Annotated in this window: 19 protein-coding genes; 12 read left to right on the forward strand and 7 right to left on the reverse strand. The window is 40.3% G+C overall.

The features are described from left to right. The first annotated feature begins 3 nt into the window (after window positions 1-3). The 6 genes from AQ505_RS19150 (at window position 4) to AQ505_RS19175 (ending at window position 4,328) form a co-directional block, all read left to right on the forward strand. A complete protein-coding gene (locus AQ505_RS19150) occupies window positions 4-753 on the forward strand; it encodes a methyltransferase domain-containing protein (protein WP_062549658.1) in 750 nt (249 codons plus the stop codon). Beyond that, the gene (locus AQ505_RS19155; protein WP_062549659.1) at window positions 750-1,802 is read left to right on the forward strand and encodes a type III polyketide synthase; all 1,053 of its coding nucleotides are present in this window, start codon (window positions 750-752) and stop codon (window positions 1,800-1,802) included. Before AQ505_RS19150 ends, AQ505_RS19155 begins: the two co-directional genes overlap by 4 nt. Before the next feature lie 24 nt (window positions 1,803-1,826). Further along, a complete protein-coding gene (locus AQ505_RS19160) occupies window positions 1,827-2,273 on the forward strand; it encodes a 3-hydroxyacyl-ACP dehydratase FabZ family protein (RefSeq protein ID WP_062549660.1) in 447 nt (148 codons plus the stop codon). After that, window positions 2,266-3,543 carry a beta-ketoacyl-[acyl-carrier-protein] synthase family protein gene (locus AQ505_RS19165; RefSeq protein ID WP_062549661.1) on the forward strand — a complete coding sequence of 426 codons (1,278 nt, stop codon included), beginning with the start codon at window positions 2,266-2,268 and terminating at the stop codon, window positions 3,541-3,543. The genes AQ505_RS19160 and AQ505_RS19165 overlap by 8 nt, the downstream gene beginning before the upstream one ends. 66 nt (window positions 3,544-3,609) lie before the next feature. Beyond that, the gene (locus AQ505_RS19170; RefSeq protein WP_062551118.1) at window positions 3,610-3,864 is read left to right on the forward strand and encodes a hypothetical protein; all 255 of its coding nucleotides are present in this window, start codon (window positions 3,610-3,612) and stop codon (window positions 3,862-3,864) included. Next, window positions 3,861-4,328, forward strand: a complete 468-nt coding sequence (locus tag AQ505_RS19175; RefSeq protein ID WP_062549662.1) for a 4'-phosphopantetheinyl transferase family protein — start codon at window positions 3,861-3,863, stop codon at window positions 4,326-4,328. Before AQ505_RS19170 ends, AQ505_RS19175 begins: the two co-directional genes overlap by 4 nt. Window positions 4,329-4,353: 25 nt before the next feature. On the opposite strand, the gene AQ505_RS19180 is transcribed toward AQ505_RS19175, so the two are convergent. The 4 genes from AQ505_RS19180 to AQ505_RS19195 all read right to left on the reverse strand — a co-directional run bounded on the left by AQ505_RS19180 (window position 4,354) and on the right by AQ505_RS19195 (window position 8,270). Then, window positions 4,354-5,235 (reverse strand): Ppx/GppA phosphatase family protein, encoded by an 882-nt coding sequence (locus AQ505_RS19180; RefSeq protein ID WP_062549663.1) that lies wholly within the window; start codon window positions 5,233-5,235, stop codon window positions 4,354-4,356. Window positions 5,236-5,240: 5 nt separating this feature from the next. Further along, entirely contained in the window at window positions 5,241-7,298 is a 2,058-nt protein-coding gene (gene ppk1 / locus AQ505_RS19185; protein ID WP_062549664.1) for a polyphosphate kinase 1, read from the reverse strand. Between the two features lie 109 nt (window positions 7,299-7,407). Further along, window positions 7,408-7,992, reverse strand: coding sequence for a hypothetical protein (locus AQ505_RS19190; RefSeq protein ID WP_062549665.1), 585 nt, complete (start codon window positions 7,990-7,992; stop codon window positions 7,408-7,410). Continuing rightward, the gene (locus AQ505_RS19195) at window positions 7,989-8,270 is read right to left on the reverse strand and encodes a hypothetical protein (protein ID WP_062549666.1); all 282 of its coding nucleotides are present in this window, start codon (window positions 8,268-8,270) and stop codon (window positions 7,989-7,991) included. The genes AQ505_RS19190 and AQ505_RS19195 overlap by 4 nt, the downstream gene beginning before the upstream one ends. Window positions 8,271-8,421: 151 nt before the next feature. On the opposite strand from AQ505_RS19195, the gene AQ505_RS19200 reads away from it, so the two are divergent. Next, on the forward strand, window positions 8,422-8,913 hold the full coding sequence (locus tag AQ505_RS19200) for a YajQ family cyclic di-GMP-binding protein (protein WP_062549667.1): 492 nt from the start codon (window positions 8,422-8,424) through the stop codon (window positions 8,911-8,913). A 98-nt stretch (window positions 8,914-9,011) separates the two neighbouring features. After that, window positions 9,012-9,455 (forward strand): GNAT family N-acetyltransferase, encoded by a 444-nt coding sequence (locus AQ505_RS19205; RefSeq protein ID WP_062549668.1) that lies wholly within the window; start codon window positions 9,012-9,014, stop codon window positions 9,453-9,455. A gap of 102 nt (window positions 9,456-9,557) precedes the next feature. Here the strand turns inward: AQ505_RS19205 and AQ505_RS19210 are convergent, their stop codons facing one another. Next, a complete protein-coding gene (locus AQ505_RS19210; protein WP_062549669.1) occupies window positions 9,558-10,871 on the reverse strand; it encodes a hypothetical protein in 1,314 nt (437 codons plus the stop codon). 93 nt (window positions 10,872-10,964) lie between these two features. On the opposite strand from AQ505_RS19210, the gene AQ505_RS19215 reads away from it, so the two are divergent. Next, complete coding sequence (locus AQ505_RS19215; protein ID WP_062549670.1) at window positions 10,965-12,686, forward strand: ABC transporter ATP-binding protein; 1,722 nt, start codon at window positions 10,965-10,967, stop codon at window positions 12,684-12,686. A 16-nt stretch (window positions 12,687-12,702) separates the two neighbouring features. Here AQ505_RS19215 and AQ505_RS19220 read toward each other — a convergent pair whose 3' ends face one another. Continuing rightward, window positions 12,703-13,596 (reverse strand): mechanosensitive ion channel family protein, encoded by an 894-nt coding sequence (locus tag AQ505_RS19220; RefSeq protein WP_231634933.1) that lies wholly within the window; start codon window positions 13,594-13,596, stop codon window positions 12,703-12,705. Between the two features lie 174 nt (window positions 13,597-13,770). Between AQ505_RS19220 and rnr the strand changes: the two genes are divergently transcribed. Beyond that, complete coding sequence (gene rnr / locus AQ505_RS19225; protein WP_062549671.1) at window positions 13,771-15,900, forward strand: ribonuclease R; 2,130 nt, start codon at window positions 13,771-13,773, stop codon at window positions 15,898-15,900. Between the two features lie 40 nt (window positions 15,901-15,940). Beyond that, window positions 15,941-16,909, forward strand: coding sequence for a polyprenyl synthetase family protein (locus AQ505_RS19230; protein WP_062549672.1), 969 nt, complete (start codon window positions 15,941-15,943; stop codon window positions 16,907-16,909). Window positions 16,910-16,959: 50 nt separating this feature from the next. Here the strand turns inward: AQ505_RS19230 and AQ505_RS19235 are convergent, their stop codons facing one another. Beyond that, on the reverse strand, window positions 16,960-17,922 hold the full coding sequence (locus AQ505_RS19235; protein ID WP_062549673.1) for an ATP-binding response regulator: 963 nt from the start codon (window positions 17,920-17,922) through the stop codon (window positions 16,960-16,962). 208 nt (window positions 17,923-18,130) lie between these two features. On the opposite strand from AQ505_RS19235, the gene AQ505_RS19240 reads away from it, so the two are divergent. Next, window positions 18,131-18,484, forward strand: a complete 354-nt coding sequence (locus AQ505_RS19240; protein ID WP_062549674.1) for a helix-turn-helix domain-containing protein — start codon at window positions 18,131-18,133, stop codon at window positions 18,482-18,484. The last annotated feature ends 38 nt before the right edge of the window (window positions 18,485-18,522 follow it).

Raw genomic sequence — 18,522 nt, forward strand, 5'->3', positions numbered from 1 at the left:
CCAATGGTAGATACCACTTATAGAAGCGAATTGCCAGAAATTATGGATAACTTTTCCATGGAAGGAGAAATATTAAAAGACGCACTCGACAAAATAGCAGGAATTAACCAATTGTTGGGAGGCAATAAAGTGACGCTTGATGGGGTAAAAAAACTCCTGAATGAGGCTACGTCTCCCTTAAATAAGCCTGTAGCAACAGGAGTTACCTCACACAGCACCACAATCAGTATACTTGATGTGGGTTGCGGCAATGGAGATATGCTGCGTGTTTTAGCAGATTACGCCGCCAGCCATCAGTTGAAATTTAAACTCAAAGGCATAGATGCCAATGCTTTCACTATTCAACATGCCAGTCGGCTGTCCGCTTCTTACGAAAACATCAGTTATGAATGTATAGACATTTTCGACAAATCCGCCTTAAACGTCCCTTTTGATATTATTTTATGCACGCTTACTTTACATCATTTTAAAGACCCAGAACTCCTGCATTTACTCTCTATTTTTAAAGAAAATGCAAGTTTAGGCATTGTCATTAATGATTTACAGCGCAGTGCGATTCCGTATTACCTGTTTATCGCCTTATGTTTCGTTTTCCGGCTCAATAAAATGTCAAAAGAAGACGGACTGATTTCTATCTTAAGGGGATTTAAAAGAAAAGATCTGGAACAATACGCCAGTCAATTGAAACTAGTAAACACCTCCATCCGTTGGAAATGGGCATTCCGTTACCAATGGATTATCCCGACCATATGAGCGTAAAAATTATAACAGTAGCAAAAGCAATTCCTGAATTTTCAAGAACCACCAGCGAAATTATCCCCTTTCTTGACAGCTGGCTGGCTGCACAGGAAGAGCGTTTCAAAAGAAAAGTCAAGAAAGTTTTTGAGAATGCAATGGTGGATCAACGATATTCTATAATGTCGCCAGAGGATGTTTTTGGAAAAACATCTTTTGAAGAACGCAATAACCTGTACATCCGGGAAGGCATCAAACTTGGCACTACCTGTTTAAGGGAGGCGCTGGCCAAAGCAAATTGGAAATCTACCGACCTGGACTATATCATTACCGTCAGCTGTACTGGTATCATGATTCCCTCTTTAGACGCTTATCTGATCAATGCTTTGAACCTTCGACAAGACATTGTGCGTCTTCCGGTGACTGAGATGGGCTGTGCTGCAGGCATCTCCGGCATCATTTATGCCAAGAACTTCTTAAAAGCAAATCCTGGAAAACGAGCAGCTGTTGTGGCAGTAGAATCCCCAACAGCCACCCTGCAGTTGAATGATTTTTCTATGGCCAATATGGTCAGTGCCGCCATTTTTGGCGATGGTGCAGCCTGTGTTTTATTATCAGCGGATGAAAATGACTCCGGTCCTGAAATTATTGGGGAAGAAATGTATCATTTCTACAATTCCGAGCAGCTCATGGGTTTTCATTTGAGTAATACCGGTCTGAAAATGGTGCTGGACGTCGATGTTCCGGAAAACATAGCCGCTCATTTTCCAGAAATCATCCACCCATTTTTAAAGAAACATGATTTAACCCTGCAAGATATTGATCATTTGATCTTCCATCCAGGGGGGAAAAAGATCATTCAGGTGGTAGAAGAACTTTTCGGAAATTCCGGCAAAAACATCCTGGATACTAAAGAAATATTGCGGCAATACGGTAATATGTCTAGTGCTACCGTCCTGTATGTTCTGGAACGATTTATGGAAAAGCAGCCGAAAAAAGGAGATTTTGGTCTGATGCTCAGCTTTGGACCCGGTTTTTCTGCGCAGAGAATATTATTAAAGTGGTAACTTTACCGGATAATTGAAACAAATATGAACAAAGAAGAAATCCTAACCCACTTACCTTATAGCAAGCCATTTTTATTTGTTGACGAACTATTATCTATCGATGAGAATGGTTCTATTGGAACTTATACGTACGATAAAGACCTTGATTTTTACAAAGGACATTTCAAAGATAACCCAGTAACTCCAGGCGTAATTTTAACGGAAACTATGGCACAGATCGGACTGGTTTGCCTGGGTATTTTCCTGACTGCCACTGCCACTTCCGGACTTCCAGGACACGTGATGCTGACCTCTACTGCCATTGATTTCATGAAACCAGTTTTTCCGGGAGAAAAAGTAACTGTAACTACTGAAAAAGTGTATTTCCGTTTTAAAAAGCTCCATTGTAATGTTCAAATGACCAATGCAGCAGGTGAAGTAGTTTGTAAAGGAACGATTTCAGGAATGGTAACCAATAAAATGAATGCCTAACAGAGTGGTCATAACAGGTATGGGTGTAGTTGCACCAAATGGAGTTGGTTTAACTCCATTTCTTGAAGCTATACAGAAGGGCCGCTCCGGCATCAGTTACCATCCCTTATTGGCCAGCCTTGAATTTTCCTGTCAGATTGCAGGTACGCCTGTGCTTTCTGAGTCCTTAATTGCCAGCTATTTCTCTGAACTTGAATTGAGAAACTTCAACAGTTCAGGTATCTTATATGGCGTTATCGCAGCAATGGATGCCTGGAAAGATGCAGGACTAACAATTGATACTTCAGCAGAACCGGATTGGGAGAGCGGGACAATATTTGGCAGCGGCACTTCCGGAGTAGATAAATTCCGGGAGGCCATTTACAAAATCGATGCCCTGCAAACCCGCAGATTAGGCAGCAATGTAGTTTCCCAAACAATGGCCAGCGGTATCAGTGCTTATATCGGTGGAAAGCTGGGACTAGGCAATCAGGTCAGCAGCAACTCATCGGCCTGTACAACTGGCACAGAAAGTATTTTAATGGCTTATGAGCGCATTAAATCCGGACAGGCGACTAGAATGCTTGCGGGAAGCACCAGCGACAGCGGGCCTTATATCTGGGCCGGATTTGACGCCATGAAAGTTTGTACATTTAAGCATAATGAATCTCCGCAAACGGGTTCCCGTCCAATGAGTGCAAGTGCCAGTGGATTTGTGCCCGGAAGCGGCGCCGGTGCATTTGTTGTGGAATCGCTGGAGAGTGCCTTGGCCAGAGGTGCTAGAATTTACGCAGAAATCCTGGGTGGGAATATCAACTCAGGCGGACAAAGAGGTACAGGTACCATGACTGCCCCAAATGCAATGGCAGTACAGCACTGTATCCGAAAAGCGATTCAAGACGCAGGGATCCAGGCCAGCGAGATCGACCTGATCAACGGACACCTCACCGCTACCTCAAAAGATACCCTAGAGATCCAAAACTGGTCTGAAGCACTGGAAAGATCCGGCGAAGATTTTCCTTATATCAATTCTTTAAAATCAATGGTCGGGCATTGCCTGACTGCTGCAGGCAGCATTGAATGTGTCGCAGCCCTATTGCAGATGGAGCGGAGTTTTATCGCCCCAAACCTCAATTGCGAAGACTTGAATCCAGCCATCACCGCATTGATTTCGGCCAATAAAATTCCCCAGAAACAAATCCCTCATCCCATCCGTATTCTTGCGAAAGCCAGCTTCGGTTTCGGAGATGTGAATGCCTGTATCATTTTTAAAAAACATATTGACAACTGAGCTGTTTGTAAGAAACACCATCTATGATCCATCAATATGTTAGCCATACCATTTCACAAAGAAAACATGGACAGATCCGTTTTACTCTCCAAATTAAAAGTCATTGTTGCCAATTACAGCCATGATAAAGACGCTTTAGAGTACCTCAATGAAAGCACAGACTTCATTAAAGACCTTAAAATTAATTCTGCCAATCTGGTAGATGTGGTCTTAGACGTAGAAGAAGAATTTGATATCGAAATCGACAACCTGTCGATGGAAAGAATGATCAATGTGAGTGCAGCGATGGAGATCATCAGCGACAAATTGAAAGAAAAATGATAGGAAATGATATTATTGATTTGCGACAGGCCATGCTGGAAAGCAACTGGCGCAGAAAGGGATATCTGGACAAACTATTCTCCACAAAAGAACAAAATTGGATTCTGAAAGCTAAAGATCAAACGCAAATGGTTTGGTTGTTGTGGAGCATGAAAGAATCAGCCTATAAAATTCATTCCCGGAGAAACAACTGGCGCGCATTTGCTCCTTTAAAACTGACTTGTCAAACCCTGGAAATCAAAGGAGAACGGGTTACCGGCAACGTGCAATGTGAAAATATTACGTTCTTCACGCAAAGCATGCTCAGCCAGCATTTCATTCATACGGTTGCAACAGAGCAATACCCCTTGCCCACTATTAAGGTGAGTATTAGCAGCTATAATCCCATGGATCCAAGTTATAGAAATACAGATCCGGCCACAGTGAGTCACCATGGCCGATACCTGGCATTGGCCTATTTATAATTGGCCAGTTTTATCTGTAGCGCTGCTAACTTAAGTTTTCTTCGATTAAAAGATTGATAATCCCATCAGCAAGCCCAACTTTGGGCACATATATCTGCTTAATTCCCGTCCATTTTAACAAGGTAATGTAAATCTCACAAGCCGGAATAATTACATCCGCACGATCTGGATTTAAGCCAAATACCTGAATCCTTTCTTTTAAAGAATGACCGTTCAGGTTATTGTAAAGGGTCTTCAATTTCAAAAAAGACATTGGCATCCCTTCTTTCTCATCAGACATCCGGTATAGCTTGTTGATGTTTCCACCAGTACCGATAGCGGCAAGGTTTTTTAGTGATTTTGTGTTTTCTTTAACCCACAATTTCATCTCTTCCCAGGTTTCTTCCCTATCTTGATTGTCCAAAATCCTGATCGTTCCAATATCAAAAGATTTTGAGGCCACCGGAATGCGGTTTACAAACACGGAAAGTTCCGTACTTCCACCACCTACATCAATATATAAATAGCTTTTTTTATTGTCGAGTGTTTCCTCAATATGGTTGGCATAAATGATGTTTGCCTCCCTTTGTCCATGGATAATTTCCAGCTTAAGGTCACATACTTCCTTTACCTGCTTGATGATTTCTCCTCCATTTTCTGCTTCACGCATGGCCGAAGTTGCACAAGCAAGGTATTTAGACACCTGATATACATCCATCAGGTTTTTAAATGCGCTCATGGTTTTTAGTAAATCTTCCGTTTTTCTCTTAGAAATGCGGTGATCTAAAAAAGCATCATCCCCCAAGCGTAAAGGAACCCTGATCAATGTATTTTTCTTAAAGCCAAAACCTTCCTCAGTTTTAGTGATGTCGGCAATTAACAACCTCACGGCATTGGACCCTATATCTATAGCAGCATATCTAAGCATTGGCTTTATTGATGTTTATTTTTTAAGTAATTATAGGTTTGAACCTGTGCCCTTACCTTTGTTTTAAGTCTATTTTTATGGTACTTATTATTGTTCATTTTCGTGATGTCCCGGGCTTTCACATTGTCCTGAAGCTGAAATTCAATGATGTCACGAATTTCTTGTTTCACCTCTTCATCCAGCACTGGAAAACCAACCTCAACGCGGTGCTCGAAATTCCTGCTCATCAGATCTGCAGAAGAGAGAAACATCTCTTCTTTGCCATTATTCCCAAAAATGAAAACCCTGGCATGCTCCAGAAATTTGTCGATGATACTGATGACTGTGATATTTTCACTATAACCAACCACTCCGGGCACCAAGGTGCAGATTCCTCTCACGATCATCTTTACCTGAACTCCTGCATTGCTGGCCTCATATAATTTCTCTACAATTCCCTCATCCGCAAGACTGTTTACTTTTAAGATCATATAAGCAGGTTTCCCTGACTTGGCGATCTTAATCTCACGATCGATCAATTGATAAAATTTAGTACGTGTTTCCAGTGGAGAAACGATCAGATGCTTAAATCCGCTGACCACCGTTTTTTTATTCAAGCCATCAAACAGTTTCACCAGGTCCTGTGTAATTTCCTTTTTTGCCGTGAAAATACTATGGTCACAATAGATGCCTGCGGTTTTTTCATTGAAATTACCAGTGGCCAGGTTGGCATAATAAACAGCTTTCCCTTTTTCCATTCGTTTAACCAAACAGATTTTCGAATGTACTTTATAATCCGTCAATCCATAATTGACATTTACCCCTTCTTCTTTTAATCTCGTGCTCCAGAAAATATTTGCCTTTTCATCAAATCTTGCTTTTAACTCTACCAGACAGTTTACCTTTTTACCGTTTTTAGCGGCATTGATTAAGGCGTTAACCACTTTTGAGTTCTCGGCAAGGCGATAAAGGGTGATGTTAATCTCAGTCACCTTCGGATCAATTGCCGCCTCCCTTAAGAATAAAATGATATAATCATAAGATTGGTAAGGTAAGTTTACCAGGTAATCTTTCTCTGCCAGCTTATTGAAAATACTTTCTGTACGGTGTAATCCAGCTACTTTCAAAGGAACATTCGGCGGATATTCCAGCTCTTTCCCACCTACATTCGGGAAGGCAATAAAATCACCAAAACGATGGTATCTATTTCCAGGAATCAAACTCTCCGCTTCAATCTTCATCTTATTCAACAATACGGTCAGCATCTCGAAAGGCATTTCCGTATCGTATAAAAGTCGCATAGGTTTCCCTCTTTTTCGCTTATCCAGACTGCTCTTTAATTCTTCAATAAATTTATCACTGACTTTTTTATCGATATCTAATTCTGCATCTCTGGTCAGTTGTATAGAATAAGCGTCAATAACGTCATAATTAAATACATAAAAAATATCGTCCAGACAGTATTTAATAATATCCTCAGCCAAAATGATAAACTTTAATCCATTGGTTTCTGGTAATACAAGGAATCGGGGAAGATTTGGGGGCAATTCTATGAGTGCATATCTGGCACTTGTTTTAGAAGAGGCCTTTGAAAGGCGCACGAAGAAATAAAGATACCTGTCTTTTAGCTCAGGGAAGGGTTTTTCCAGATCGATCATAATGGGCACGAGGTTAGAAAGGATTTTATCTCTAAAATGGTTCCTTACAAACTCACCTCTAGCCACATTTAATTGTGTTTCATTGAGGATAAAAATCCTGTTCTGTGCCAGTTCATTGATCAGTGTGGCTTGGAAAAGCAATTCAAATTTCCGCTCCTGTCGCACCACAATATTCTTTATTTCATTTAGGATCTTTTTAGGGTTGAAACCCAATAAGGCCTTCGCTTTTTCATTCAGATTTGCCAAACGGCTCATAGTGGCTACCCTCACCCTATAAAACTCCTCCAGATTGGAAGAAAAGATAGAAAGGAATTTGATCCTTTCTATCAAGGGTACAGTTTCATCCGCCGCTTCCTGCAAAACCCGCTCGTTAAAATATAACCAGCTGATCTCTCTATTTAGGAATGGTGCCTTTTTTCGTGTCATGTATAAATAAAAAATCCCTGTAAGAAACAGGGATGCTCAAAACTGCAAATTCTATTGTTAAGTCAGTGTTAATTATCACCTCCACATAGAATTAAAACTTAACCTCCCGTTATTTGCTTTCTACGGCATCTTTTGCAGGTGTTGAATCCGTTGCTGCTGGTTTTTCCACCGCTGATTCAGCAGGCGCATTGCCTGATTCAGGTGCTTTTTCCGGAGCTTTAGCCGCTGCAGGAGCCGTTGTTTTTTTAGCAGGTCTGCCGACACTGGATTTAGCTACAGGCGATTTTGCCGCTGGAGCTTTCGTTGCAGCAGTTTTAGCAGCAGCAGGTGCTTTTACAGCTGTAGCAGCTTTTGCAGCAACAGGTGCTTTTGCAGCCGTTTTAGCTGGAACTTTCGCTGCAGCAGGTTTTACTTTTACAGCTGTTTTAACGCCAGCAGCAGATTTTTGAACTGCTCCATTTACTGCTTCAGTCACTTCTTTCTTCACTACAACTGCTTTGTCAGCTGTTTTTTTGGCAACAGATTTTGCTTTAACTGTTGCTTTTTTTAAGGGCTTAGCCAAGGCAACAGCGGCTTTTTCTTCGGTAGCAATCGCCGCAACTTTTACGCTTTGAACCACCGGTTTAGCTTTTGCTACTGCTTTCTTAACCACTTTCTTTGCTTTCTTTACCTCCTTATTCAACTCTTTTTTCAAAGATTTAGCCTTTTTCTCTGCTTTCTTTTCAAAGGCTTATTAGCTTTTGCTGCTTCTTCCAATTTTTGATTTACAGCTTCTTTCACTTCAAGGAATTTAGTCGACAATTTTTTTGCAACTACTTTACTCGCTTTTGCAATGTCATCACCAATCTTCTCTGCATCATGTCCCAAATGTTTTACCACTTCGAAAAACTTCTCACTTAGACTTTTCTCCAATTGTTTTTTCGCTGCACTTTTAGCAACTTTCTTTTCTACTCTTGATTTTTTGCCTTTCATATTCGTTTATTTATAAGTTTTTAGGTTGATCAGATAAATAGGACACTGCTCAGTTCATATTCCTCGTTTAATGTTTATATTTGTAAGGATCACCCACTACGGGTTAAATTTCAATTAAATCTAATATTTTTTTTATTCTAAAGCTATAATCATGCCCACTTTCGATATTGTAAGTAAAGTTGACGCGCAAACATTTGATAACGCGATGAACAATGCCAAAAAAGAAATCCTAAATCGTTATGATTTCAATACTTCTAAGAGTACAATTGATCATGATAAGAAAACTAACCAGATCACGATTGTTACTGAAGATGATATGCGTTTAAAAGCGATTCAGGATGCTATCATCTCCAGAATGGTTAAACAAGGACTAGACTCCAACAGTTTGGACTTTGGAAAAGAAACCTATGCTTCTGGAAATATGATCAGAAAAGAGATTTCAATCAAAGAAGGTATCGACAAAGAAACTGCTAAAAAAATTGTTGCAAAAATAAAAGCCAGTGGATTAAAAGTTCAGGCGTCTATGATGGATGACCAGGTTCGAGTACAGAGTAAGAGCATTGATGACCTACAGGGTGTCATTGCACTTTGTAAAGGTGAAGATTTTGGCCAGCCATTACAATTCATCAACATGCGTAATTAAACATTTACTGCTATCCAAAGCTGACCGTATTTTCAATGCGGTCAGCTTTGATTTCTCTCTTCATTTTTTTCAAACCCGTATACCAAAAACACGAGCCAATGGAAATTATTGATAGTGGATTTGTTTATTCTGATGATCCTCAGAAAATTGATCCGATTGCCATTCATCATTTTTTAAGTACCCAATCTTATTGGGCACAAAATATCCCGCTGGAAACGGTAAAAAAGTCTATTGCACATTCTTTGTGTTTTGGCATTTATACGGAAGGAAAACAGGTTGGTTTTGCAAGATGGATTACCGATCGGGCAACCTTTGCTTATATGGCAGATGTCTATGTAGAAGAAATTTACCGCGGCCAAGGCCTGGCAAAAAAGCTGATGTCCTTAATGCTTTTTCATCCAGACCTGCAAGGATTAAGAAGGTATATGCTGGCTACAGTGGATGCCCACGGTTTATATACTCAATTTGGATTCAAACAAATAGACCACCCGGATCGGCTGATGGCTATCGTCATTAAAGACCCCTACCTGGATAACGAATAGTAAAAAGCCAGTAGAAGCACGAAGTCCATTAAAGATTTGATCTTCAATGGACTTTATACTACACTATTTATATATTTTTATATATTGATATTTAGCTATCAATTACACAGTTTTTACATCTCCTTCGCTGTAATCTCTGATATCAGCGATATATCCGTTCAGGATCAGGAAGTCAAACAATGGCTTTGCATCCGGTGTGACAGGCATATTCGCACTGGTAATCACCGTATTGGTTTTTTTATCCAGGAAAGGATAGGCAAATAAACGTACATTTTTGCTAAACATATCACTCACATAACTCAGCAGCTGACTAGAATAGTTTTCTCCAAAATTACTGGAGTTGAACACAAATTTCAAGTTGTTGATGTTGGTAGAGATCCCTACACTCTTTGGCTTGCAGCGGTCTAGGTATTTTGCCAGTTTATTGTGTCTGGCAAAGTTAGACACCATCACAAGGTTGCCCGTTTTACACATATCTTCAGCTCGTTTTGCAACGGCTTCCAGATCGAAACTTTCCGGCTCATCATCTCCTGCACTCAGCACATTAGATAAGAGTACCTCAATCAATACGCTTAAATTCTCTTTACTGACACTCTCTGAGCGGACAAACTGGTCTACCGCTTTGTTTAACATGCTAAAATTCGGATTCGATTTCTGCGCATATTTGGTACGTAGAATCATAATGTCCTTTTTATAAAGCAAGTCTTTCGGCAGACAAGGGTTTCCTAATGAATCAAAAATGGCTGCATCAGAAAAGTCCTTTACAATCAGATAAAGGTTTAAAAGAATATTGTTAATCTTTCCAAAAGCAGGCCCGCTCACAGAAATAAGGTCGATCTCTACAGAACCTACTGTCAGGTTATCTGCTAAAGATTCGATCATTGTTTTAGGATCGTTATTATAATAAAACGCTGCGTAAACTAAATTCACACCAATAATACCCAATACATTCTGCTGTAAAGCAGCATCAGTATCCAGCAGCCTTACATGGAAAAATATCTCATTAGGCTCTCCTCCTGGTTCCGATTGAAAACGAATTCCAATCCAGCCATGCGGATCATTTGATTTATTGTAATTTAAGGTCGTTACGGTATCTGCGAAAGCAAAGAAAGTACGGTCATCATACTTCACTCCATTCAATCTTTCATTTAACAGGCCAAACTCATGACCTAACATTTTCAACAATCTGGATTGACTCACATACCGTCCTGATTCTTCTACACCATAAATGGCATCACTGAAAGTCATATCATATGCAGACATGGTTTTCGCAACCGTTCCAGAAGCAGCACCCGCAGTAAAAAAGTTACGGGCCACTTCTTGTCCCGCGCCAATTTCTGCAAAGGTTCCGTAAATCTTAGGGTTTAAGTTAATCTTCAAAGCTTTACGCTTGGTATCCAGAATTTCTCTTTCCATGCTGCAAAAATAACACAATAAGACGGAATTCAGGCCATAAAATTGCCTATCTTGAGTCAAAAATTTAAAGATCAAAACAAAGCTTGATTTCCGATGCTAAACGTCACCAACCTCCATATAGAATTCCTGAATAAAGATGAAAAATCCTGGCACAATGCGGTGAGCGACATTAGTTTCCGTGTAGACAAAGGAAAAGTTTTGGGAATCGTTGGAGAATCGGGATCAGGAAAATCTGTCACCTCTTTTTCGATTATGCGGCTTCATGATCCTTTAAATACAAAGATTACCGGAGATATTGAATTTGATCGAATCGACTTACTGCAGCTTTCTGCCGAGGAAATCCGCAAGTATAGGGGCAATAAAATTGCCATGATTTTTCAGGAACCTATGACTTCTTTGAATCCGGTATTTACCTGTGGCTACCAGGTTCAGGAAGCGATTATGCTCCACCAAAACAGCTCAAAAGCATTGGCTAAAGCCAAGACTATTGCCTTATTTGAGGAAGTACAATTGCCGCGACCAGAACAAATCTTTGAAAGCTATCCGCATCAGCTTTCCGGCGGACAAAAGCAAAGGGTGATGATTGCGATGGCACTAAGTTGTAACCCGGAACTTTTAATCGCCGATGAGCCCACTACAGCGCTGGATGTGACTGTCCAAAAAACGATCCTCCAACTGCTCATGCGGATAAAAAAAGAAAGGGATATGGCTATGATTTTCATCTCCCATGATTTGGCGGTAATCACTGAAATTGCCGATCAGATTGCAGTGATGTATAAAGGCCAAATCGTGGAACAAGGCCCAACAAAATCCATATTTGAGGCCCCAAAACACCCCTATACGAAAGGTCTCCTGGCTTGCAGGCCAAACCCGATGCAGCTGTTAAAGAAACTACCCGTAGTTGCTGATTTTTTATCCGGAGATCCAGCGCTTGCAGCCGCCCATCTTTTAGAAAGCAACACCTATCAGCCCCAGGAAATCAGCGAGAGAAGAACGTTTTTATATGGACAATCTCCAATTCTACAAGTCAAAAACTTATGTACCTGGTTTCCAATTCGCAAAGGTTTATTTGGAAAAACTACTGATTATGTAAAAGCCGTAGATCAGGTAAGCTTTGAGGTATTCCCTGGAGAAACACTTGGCCTCGTTGGAGAATCTGGCTGTGGCAAAACGACTTTGGGCAGGAGCATTTTAAGATTGATCAACCCAACTTCAGGCCAGTTGATTTTCGAAGAAAAAGAACTCTGTAAATTACCTAAATCTGAGCTAAGGAAAATAAGAAGAGACATACAGATCATCTTCCAGGACCCTTACTCCTCTTTAAACCCAAGATTAACCATTGGCAATGCTTTAATGGAACCTTTACAGGTACATGAGCTATTCGATAACGATACAAAAAGAAAAGCCCATGTCATGGAACTTCTGGAAAGAGTAGATTTAAATCCGGATACCTACAATAAATATCCTCATGAATTTTCTGGCGGCCAAAGGCAGCGTATTGTGATCGCAAGAGCATTGGCTTTACAACCAAAATTTATCATTTGTGATGAATCCGTATCCGCACTTGACGTGTCTGTTCAGGCACAGGTACTGAATTTATTAAGACAGTTACAGCAGGATTTCGGCCTTACTTACATCTTTATTTCGCATGATCTTTCTGTGGTAAAACATCTTTCTGATCGGATTATTGTGATGAACAAAGGCAAAATAGAAGAATTGGATTTTCCAGAAGAGATTTACTTCCATCCAAAAGCGGAGTATACTAAGAAACTAATTGCGGCAATACCTGGCTTTTCTCCTAAAGATCAGGATTAAAAAACTGATCAATTATTTAATGAATTTCCGGCTCTGCTGAACCACTGGCCAACTGGATAATTGCCGTATTGAGCAACCTCCTTACGGCGCGTTCTTTTACCTTATCATAATGTTTCAAAAGCACCATCACTTTAAAGACGGCAACATCTTTATTGATGGCAATCGTTTTGATCGACAAGCCACCTTCTACTACGTTATCAGCGTCATTTTCAATCGCTTTTTCCAGATATTCCTCCAGAAAATCCGGTGTATAACTGTGTCTCAGTGACAGGTCAAACTCTATGCTCAATTTCTTTGTATTCTGCTTGGATTGATTCACGATTACAGTACTAAAAGCAACTGAATTTGGAATGATCACCATATCACTGTCTTCATTTTGAAGAATCATATTAATCAGCGTAATGTCCAGAATTTTACCTTCATACTCTCCCAATTTAATATGGTCACCTAAAGACAATCGATCTGAAAACATAATGATCAACCCATTGATCATATTGGTGATGTAATCTTTAAAAGTTACTGCTAAAGCTGCCGCCACAATGGATACACTGAACACCAGGTCTAAAGGATTGACACTAAACAAAGTGGTCAATGCCAAGGCCATAAAGGCCGTATTTAAGATCGACACGACCCTATTGATGCCCAGGATAAAATTGTCCTTCACCGTCTTTTTTAACCGGTGCTTTTTGATATACCAAAAAATCACTACTTGCCTAAGGACGGAAACCAGCAAACTAGGTCCTAAAAACAAGATGCAGGCTTTGTTTAATTTACCGAGAAAAAGGTATTTTTCATACAATTGCGGAACCTCGATCGCAAAATAAATCAGTGCCATACAAATCACTGCCTTAATGAGGATCATGATCAGCTCTTTTCCTGTTTCCCGCTCTTTATCGTCTATAGTTATCAAAACCTATTTTCTTTAATAAAACCTTATTTATTCAAAGATACAAAAATCAGCCATCCATTATCACAGATTTAAGCCCTTTTACAACGCCGTATTGCCTGATTAAAGACATTTAACTGGGCATTTGACAGCTTTTCCACTTCAAATTGTTACCTTCGAATGATTCATATCTATACTATGGCAAAAAATAAATCATCTCACTTAGAACTCGTTTTAATACAATTAATCAGCGACGTTCTGGAGAAAAGCAATAAAGAGGCCCTGAATTACAAACAGGTGTCTGCAAAATTAAACATTACAGATTCCGATGCTAAGGAAACCATCCTCGATATATTAAAGCAACAGGCTAAAAAAGGCATTTTCGCAGAACCTGAACGTGGCAAGTTCAGATTGAAAGACCTGAAAACATTTATCATTGGAAAAGTCGACATGACTGCCGATGGTGCGGCGTTTATCGTCCCTGACGATGAGTTTGAAAAAGATGTATTCGTCTCTTCCCGTAAACTTCACAATGCCCTGCATGGCGATAAGGTAAAAGTTTACATTTACGCCAAGAAAAGTGGACGTAAGAACGAAGGCGAAGTAGTCGAGATCATTCAACGTGCAAAAACTGACTTCATTGGTGTCATCAAGATCTCCGACCGGTTCGCTTTTGTAAACGTGGACGATAAGAAAATGCTGCATGATATTTTTGTTCCTTTGAGCGACCTTAACGGGGCAAAAAACGGGCAAAAAGTACAGGTTAGCATTACAGACTGGCCGGAAGGTGCAAAAAATCCGATCGGAAAGATCAGCACCATCCTTGGAGAACAAGGAGAGAACAATACAGAAATGAACGCAATTCTTGCGCAGTATGGCTTCCCTTTAAGCTTCCCACCAGAAGTAGAAAAAGAGGCTAATGCCATTCCTGAACAGGTTTCCGCTGCAGAAATTGAAGGCCGCAGAGATTTCAGAGATACCGTAACTTTCACGATTGACCCTGCCGATGCGAAAGATTTCGATGATGCCATTTCCTTTAAAAAACTGGACAATGGAAATTACGAAATCGGTGTGCACATTGCCGATGTTTCTCATTATGTAAGGCCAAATTCGGCGCTGGATAAAGAAGCGTATGGCAGAGCAACCTCTGTTTACCTCGTAGACCGTGTAATTCCAATGCTTCCGGAGCGTCTAAGCAATGGCGTATGCTCTTTACGTCCGAACGAAGATAAGCTGTGTTTCGCCGCTGTTTTTGAACTGGATGAAAAAGCAAATATCATCACCCAATGGTTTGGCCGTACGGTAATACATTCTAACAGACGATTCAGCTATGAAGAAGCGCAGGAAGTAATCGAAACCAAGGAGGGCGATCATGCAGAAGAAATTCTAAAACTGAATGAACTGGCCTATATCCTGAGGGAAAAGAAATTTAAAGAGGGTGCCATCAGTTTTGAAAGTACCGAGGTCAAATTCAAGCTTGATGAGTATGGCAAGCCGATTGGCGTGTACGTAAAAGAACGTAAAGATGCCCATAAACTGATTGAAGATTATATGCTGCTGGCCAATAGAAAAGTAGCGGAATTTATCGCCAAAAAAGGAAAAGGCAAGCAAAAATATACTTTCATTTACCGCTCTCATGATTCTCCGAATCTGGAAACCTTAAACACCTTCGCACTTTTTGCGGCACGTTTCGGCTACAAGATCAATACGAAATCAGATAAAGAGATTGCAAAATCTCTGAATTACCTGATGGAAGACGTGGAAGGTAAAAAAGAGCAAAACGTATTGACACAACTGGCTATTCGTTCCATGGCTAAGGCAGTTTATACCACTAAGAAAACCAGCCATTACGGCTTGGCATTCGACCATTATACCCACTTCACCTCTCCAATCAGACGTTACCCTGATGTGATGGTTCACCGTCTTCTTGCCGCTTATCTGAACGGAGAGAAATCTGCAAATGAAGAAGAATATGAAATTGCAGCTTCCCATTCTTCAGCGATGGAAAAACGTGCTGCTGATGCAGAACGCGCTTCGATCAAATACAAACAAGCGGAATACCTGGAAGATAACATTGGAAACACCTACACAGGAATCATTTCCGGCGTTACTGAATGGGGTATGTACATTGAACTAATGGCCAATAAGTGCGAGGGCATGATTCGCTTGAGAGACTTAACGGACGATTTCTATGTACTTGACGAGAAAAACTACTGTATTGTTGGACAGCGTAAAAAGAAAACTTATCAGCTGGGCGATGAAGTACAGGTAAAAGTGAAAAAAGTAGACCTCTCGAAAAGACAAATAGATTTTTCTTTAATCCAATAATATTAAAACAGATACTTCGGTAAATTCCTTTGCAAAAAACATGTATACTCCTTCCCAATTACAAGAAATTATAGAAAATGCTATTTATAAGATCGAATACCCAGCACATCCTGCAAAACTTTATGAGCCGATCCGATATATCATGAGCCTTGGTGGCAAAAGAATCAGACCAGCCTTAGTTTTAATGGCTGCTGATTTATTTGACACCGACATTGAGCAGGCGATCCCTGCTGCATTGGCCATCGAGACCTTTCATAATTTCACTTTAATTCATGACGATATTATGGACAATGCGCCATTGCGCAGAGGTCAGCAAAGTGTTCATGAAAAATGGGGGGTTAACAATGCCATACTTAGCGGCGATGTCATGATGGTAGAGTCCAACAAACACCTCTCTATGTTAGCTGGCAATGTGCTTAAAGACGCATTAGACACCTTTAACGCCACCGCCCAAGGTGTCTGTGAGGGTCAGCAGCTGGATATGGAGTTTGAAGAGCGTGACGTAGTGGGTATTGCAGAATACATCAATATGATTCGTTTAAAAACAGCGGTCTTATTAGGCGGGGCAATGAAACTTGGTGCTCAGGTTGCAGGTGCAAGCCCAGAAGATGCTGCACAGCTTTACGAGTTTGGAGAAAATATCGGAATTGCCTTCCAGTTACAGGATGATATTCTAGATGTTTATGGTGATCCGGAAAAATTTGGAAAACAGGTTGGCGGCGACATTATTGCCAATAAAAAGACCATGCTCCTGTTGAAACTAAAAGAACTGGCGGAGCCTGCGGATCTACTGGAAATGGAACAGCAAAGCAGCAACACTGATTTCGATGATAAAATTGCCAACATGACCATTTTATACAATAAGTATGACATCAGAGGTCTGGCCAGCCTGGAAATGAGAAACTACTCCGACAAAGCCTTCCAGGCTCTGAGCGCATTAGCGGTCCCTGAGGAACGAAAAAAAGAATTGATACTACTTTCTAATCAACTGATGAATAGAGAGCACTAAGACGCTTAAAATCAACACAAAGACAAAATAGGCAGCTATAAGGAGAACCATTAATCTTCTAATAGCTGCTTTACTTTTTCTGCAGTCAATGGTTTGACAAAAAAATCCTTAACACACATAAAGGATTTAGCCCTCAACCTCTCTCTGGGGTCTATGGAAGAAGAGACAATAATGACATCTACAAAGATCTGATGTTCTTCCATCATCTGTAGAAATTTCCATCCATCAATTTCGGGCATGTGCAGATCCAGCAGGATCAGATCGGGATTGTTCTCTTTAATGTATCCCAAAGCGATTTGAGGATCATTGAACAAGGCTATTTTTTTTTCATGATATTGTTTCCGAATCAGCATCTGATGCAGTCTATTGGTGATCACATCATCATCTACGAGCACAATATGGTTGGTATCGGTCTTTTCCGTAAGTTCTGCAAAGAGGTCTTCATCCTCTTGTTTATGCATCATAGAGTTGAGCATCTTAATGATCCCATCCAATTTTACGGCCTGCAGGTTAATGTCATTCAGCAACTGATTGATTTTAGCCATTTCAAAGCTCTCTAGCTGCTGGTAATTGGTTAATGTAGAAAGGCTCAGAATATTGGTGATGGGCGCCCTCAATTCATGCGAGGTCAGATGAGAATACTCTCCCAGCATTTTCAGAGAGCCGGACCGATCATTATCATTGACCAGTGTACACAATACCTGGTCTGCAGCCCCTGCTTTAAACAAAGGGGTAAAAATAATCTGAAGAAACAGATCATTGATATTCTCAATTCCAAATCGCTGTACAATGCTGAAACTTTGTCCGCCGAAACACCTGATCAGCAAACTTTGAAAATTCTTTCTGTATTTCTGTGTAATGATTTCCACAGCTGAGTCCCCAATTGAGGGAGATTTTAGCAGAAAGCCATCCAGGTAGTCCTGTGCTTCCATTTTAAAAGACACCAGCTGGTATTTTTTATCTATGGTAAAAAAAGAGCAGTCTGCAGCTTCGCAAATCCTTCTAATTGGCATATTTTAAGTCTTTTAACGCACTTAATGAGTATAAACAGCCTATAAATACTTTCCTCCTGGTTTTCATTTATTAGCCTTAGCATTAATACAATTGAATTCTGTTTTGGATAAACTGGTACCTAAACAGATTATGGAGTCATAATTGCCTTATTTATCAAACAATTAACTCATTTGTAATCAACGCAAATCAACGAAATATATATTAGTTATGCAAGAAATTCTATCAAAGAAGGATATTGGGGACAGGATTAAAGACTTGAGGGCTATAAATGGTCATTCCCAGTCGTTAATTGCGGAGGTTCTTAATTTATCAAGAAGTAATTATTCTCAAATAGAACTTGGAAATCAGTACCCCACCTTTCATACGCTTCATAAACTGGCCAGGTATTATGGCAAAACCTACCATTGGCTGATTCATGGTGAAGAGGAGGAGCATTCAGCAGCGGGCTGTGAGACTGCAAACCAGATTATTCAGGAACTGGAGCAGACCTTAAAGCAATTCAGCAGTGCAGTAGATAAGCTAGCAAAGGAATTGGATCTACTGAAAGAGAAAGTCCACTAAAATAATAATTAAGCAAACAAAAAAGGGCCATTACATTA

It is taken from the genome of Pedobacter sp. PACM 27299 (assembly GCF_001412655.1).
Classification (GTDB): Bacteria; Bacteroidota; Bacteroidia; order Sphingobacteriales; family Sphingobacteriaceae; genus Pedobacter.